The sequence below is a fragment of the Luedemannella flava genome (assembly GCF_039528515.1).
In the GTDB taxonomy this organism is placed as follows: domain Bacteria; phylum Actinomycetota; class Actinomycetes; order Mycobacteriales; family Micromonosporaceae; genus Luedemannella; species Luedemannella flava.
In genome coordinates this window covers 1-3,964 of the sequence record NZ_BAAALT010000272.1, presented here as the reverse complement: position 1 = coordinate 3,964, position 3,964 = coordinate 1, and the positions used below count along the sequence as shown (strand labels likewise).

The following is a 3,964-nucleotide window of genomic DNA, read 5'->3' as shown; positions in this document are numbered from 1 at the left end:
GGCCACCGAGCGCGGCCGGCACGTCGCGCAGCGCCCACGCGGCGGCCCCGGCGGCGGCCGCGGCCGCCGCGATGCCCACCAGCCTGCGTGCCCGCTTCGCCATGTGCGCCCTCCGTCCCGCCGTCCTTCCCGGCCAGCCCATCCGACGGTACCCGCCCGACGCGCCCACCCGCCCCGGTGAGTTCGGACACGTCACGGGCCACCCGTTCGGCCGACCCCGGGCGTCCCGGCCGGGCTCCCCGACTAGCGTGGGGCCGGTGAGGCGGGAACGGGTGGTCGAGGAGGTGGCGTCGGGCACCGCTGAGCTGGTGCCGGACAACGAGCGCCGCCAGGGGTGGACCCTGCTGGTGGACGGCGTGCCGCAGTCCTACGTGGATCTCGACGACCCGCGCCACCTCGAGTTCGAGTACGTTCGCCGGCTCGCCGCCGCCGTGGACGCGGTGGCCCCCGCGGGGACCCCGATCCGCGCGCTGCACCTGGGCGGCGGCGCGTTCACGCTGCCCCGCTACATCGCGGCGACCCGGCCGGGGTCCGGCCAGCTCGTGGTGGAGCGGGACGCGACGCTGGCCGCGCTCGTGCGCCGGGTGCTGCCGCTGCCCCGCCGCGGCGGCGTACGGGTGCGCGAGGGCGACGCCCGCGCGGTCGTCGAGGCGCTGCCCGAGAACCGGTTCGACCTCATCATCGGCGACGTGTACGCGGGCGCCCAGATGCCGCGCACCGTCGCCAGCGTCGAGTTCGCGGCCGAGGTGGCCCGGGTGCTGAGCCCCACGGGCTGGTACGCCGTGAACGTGGCGGACCTGCCGCCGCTGACCTTCTCCAAGGTGCAGGCGGCCACGCTGGGCGCCGTCTTCCCGGACGTGGCGGTGCTGGCCGAGCCCGGCATGCTGCGCGGGCGCCGGTACGGCAACGTCGCGCTGGTGGCCAGCGCCGCCCCGGCGAGCCTGCCCGTCGACCGGCTGGCGGCGGCCGCCCGCCGCGACCCGTTCCCCGGCCGGGTGCTGCACGGCGCGGACCTGGCCACATTCGTCGCGGGCGCGCGGCCGGTGCGCGACGGGGCCGCCAAGGACTCCCCCGTCCCCCCGCCGTCCATCTTTCGCTGACCTCGCACCCGTCTCATTTTTTGGGACCTGAATCCTAGATATCAGGATCGCCCGACTAGTGTCATCCTCGCGGACGACGCGAAGGAGGGCGCCATCATGGCGAACGTCTACACCCACGGCCACCACGAGTCGGTGCTGCGGTCGCACCGCTGGCGCACCGCCACCAACTCGGCCGCCTACGTGCTGCCGCACCTGTCGCCCGGCGACAGCCTGCTCGACATCGGCTGCGGGCCGGGCACCATCACGGCCGACCTGGCCGCGCTGGTCGCGCCGGGCCGGGTGACCGCCGTCGAGGTGACCGAGGAGGCGCTCAGCCTGGGCCGGGCCGAGGCGGGGGCGCGCGGCGCGTCCACTATCGACTTCGCGGTGGCGGACGCGCACGCCCTGGACTTCGCCACCGGTTCCTTCGACGTGGTGCACGCCCATCAGGTGCTGCAGCACGTGGCGGACCCGGTGCGCGTGCTGACCGAGATGCGCCGGGTGTGCCGGCCCGGCGGCGTGGTCGCGGCCCGCGACAGCGACTACGCGGCCTTCACCTGGTATCCGCACGTGCCCGAACTGGACGGGTGGCTGGCGCTGTACCGTGCGGCGGCCCGCGCCAACGGCGGCGAACCGGACGCGGGACGCCGCCTGCTGTCCTGGGCCCGGGCTGCCGGGTTCACCGACGTGACGGCCACCGCCAGCACCTGGTGCTTCGCCACCCCGGAGGATCGCGCCTGGTGGGGCAGCATGTGGGCCGACCGCATCGTCACCTCGGCCCTGGCCGACCAGCTGGTCACGTCAGGCGCCGCCACCCGCGCCGACCTGACCCGCATCTCCGCCGCCTGGCGCCATTGGTCCGCGCACCCCGACGGCTGGTTCGCGGTACTCCACGGCGAGATCCTCGCCCGCGTGGCCTAAGTAGGCCGGCGTTCGGACCGTTACGCGGGTTATCGCGCGCCGAATTCCTGGCCTGACGGTCCAAACGTCGGCGGGTCGTGCGTCAGGTGCGGGTGGCTAGGGTGAGGAAACGGTGGGGGGCGTCGTCGTAGGTGTCCAGGCGCCAGCCTGCTCGGGTGGTCGCGGTGCGTAGCGGGCCTTCGGCGAACAGGTCGTCGGGGCGCAGCTCGCGGCCGTGTCGGGCCGCGAGGGCGGCGCGGCCGGACGGGTGGAACAGCACGAGCCGGCCGCCCGGGCGGGTGACCCGGGCCAGCTCGGCGAGGCCCGCGACCGGGTCGGGCAGGTGGTTGATGAGGCCGGCCGCGAAGACGGCATCGACGCTGGCAGCGCCGAACGGGAGCCGGAGCGCGTCGGCGCGCACCAGGGTGGCGCCGGCCCGCGTGGCCCGGTCGGCGGCCACCTCGAGCATCTCCGGCGTCACGTCCGCGCCGAACACGACGCCGCGTCCGCCCACCGCCTCGCGCAGCGCCGGCAGGGCACGGCCCGTGCCGCACCCGGCGTCGAGCACCGCCCCGCCCACGGGCAGCTCAGCGGCCGCGACGCCGGCCGCGTACGCGGGCAGGTCGTCGCCGAACTGGGTGTCCCACGTCGCGGCCCGGACGGCGAAGAACGCCCGGCTCTCCGAGGCGTGCCAGCCATCGTGGTCGGCCAGGCCCTCGCGGACGCGCCGGATGACGGGCCAGGCCGCGTCCCGCAGGTCGATCACCACGTCGGCGCCGTGCTCACCGTCGCCCGGCGCGCCGCCCGTGCGCAGCCAGATCACCAGGGCCCGACGTCCGGCGGGCCGGTGATCGCGCCACTGTGGACCGCGGACGATCTCGACGTCCCCGGCGCGCAGCGCGCCGGCGAGCCGGTCGGCGACCAGCGCGCACCGGTCACCGTCGGCGCCCTCGACCAGAACGTGTGCCGCGTCGGCCCGCGTCAGGAAGCTGTCCAGCTGCGCCAGCACGGCCGCCCAGCGGTCCTCGGAAGACATGGTCACGCCCTCATCATGCCGGCTGCGGGGCTGCGGCGGTGGCCGCGGGCGGCGCATGCCCGCGACCGCACGCACCCTACGCTTGGGCCATGCTGGACGCGCGTGGAGTGCTGGAGGTCGAGCGGCTGATCCGGTCGGTCGCCGCGACGGAGATCATGCCCAGGTTCGGGCAGCTGGCCGCCGCCGACATCGTCGAGAAGACCGGCCCGGACAACCTCGTCACGGTCGCCGACCGGGCCGCGGAGTCCGCGCTGACCGCGGGCCTCACCGCCATCCTGCCCGGCTCGGTGGTGGTCGGCGAGGAGGCGGTGGCGGACGACCCCGGCGTGCTCGACGCGCTCGTCGGCGACGCGCCCGCGTGGATCGTCGACCCCATCGACGGCACGTACAACTACGCCACGAACAACCCGCGGTTCACCGTGCTCGTGGCACTGGCCCACCGCGGGTCGTTGCTCGCGTCGTGGACCCTCGCCCCGGCGCTGGACATGTTCGCCACGGCGGTGGCGGGTCAGGGCGCGCACCTCGACGGACGGCCGCTGCGGGTCGGGTCCGCGCCGGACGACCTGCGCCACCTCGACGTGACCGCGCCCCAGCAGAAGTGGTGGACGCCCGCCCAACGCGAGCAGTTCAACGCTATGTGCGCGCACGCCGTCTCGTTGGGCTTCTACGACACCACGGGCCTGGAATACGTCACCCTGGCCGCCGGACGCCGCACCGCGATGATCCTCACCTGGGATTTCCCCTGGGACCACGCGGCGGGCGCGCTGCTGGTGGCCGAAGCCGGCGGCGTGATGATCGGGGGCGACGGCACGCCCTACCGACCGTCCGCCGGCAACCCGCTACCGATGATCGCCGCGCCGGTCGCCGCGTCCGTCGCCAGGCTGCACGCCGCGTTGCGGGGCGAGCGCCCGCCCGCGTCGTCGCGGGCGGGCGACGGGTAGCGCGCCGG

Annotated in this window: 4 protein-coding genes; 3 read left to right on the top strand and 1 reads right to left on the bottom strand. The window is 75.8% G+C overall.

Translation table 11 applies throughout. The features are described 5' to 3' along the window. Positions 1–257: 257 nt before the first annotated feature. Both ABD211_RS30340 and ABD211_RS30335 read left to right on the top strand, forming a co-directional pair. Positions 258–1,100, top strand: coding sequence for a spermidine synthase (locus ABD211_RS30340; RefSeq protein ID WP_344139218.1), 843 nt, complete (start codon positions 258–260; stop codon positions 1,098–1,100). 96 nt (positions 1,101–1,196) lie between these two features. Next, positions 1,197–2,000: a methyltransferase domain-containing protein gene (locus tag ABD211_RS30335; RefSeq protein WP_344139216.1), complete on the top strand. Its 804-nt coding sequence runs from the start codon at positions 1,197–1,199 to the stop codon at positions 1,998–2,000. A gap of 82 nt (positions 2,001–2,082) precedes the next feature. Here ABD211_RS30335 and ABD211_RS30330 read toward each other — a convergent pair whose 3' ends face one another. Continuing rightward, complete coding sequence (locus tag ABD211_RS30330) at positions 2,083–3,015, bottom strand: class I SAM-dependent methyltransferase (protein WP_344139220.1); 933 nt, start codon at positions 3,013–3,015, stop codon at positions 2,083–2,085. Between the two features lie 89 nt (positions 3,016–3,104). Here ABD211_RS30330 and ABD211_RS30325 point away from each other — a divergent pair, with 89 nt between their 5' ends. Further along, a complete protein-coding gene (locus ABD211_RS30325) occupies positions 3,105–3,956 on the top strand; it encodes an inositol monophosphatase family protein (RefSeq protein ID WP_344139214.1) in 852 nt (283 codons plus the stop codon). Positions 3,957–3,964 lie beyond the last annotated feature (8 nt).

What these genes read in the sequence shown, in the direction of transcription:
- ABD211_RS30335 (WP_344139216.1), top strand. Translation starts at nt 1,197, where the DNA reads ATGGCGAACGTCTACACCCACGGCCACCACGAGTCGGTGCTGCGGTCG.
- ABD211_RS30330 (WP_344139220.1), bottom strand. Translation starts at nt 3,015, where the DNA reads ATGTCTTCCGAGGACCGCTGGGCGGCCGTGCTGGCGCAGCTGGACAGC.
- ABD211_RS30325 (WP_344139214.1), top strand. Translation starts at nt 3,105, where the DNA reads ATGCTGGACGCGCGTGGAGTGCTGGAGGTCGAGCGGCTGATCCGGTCG.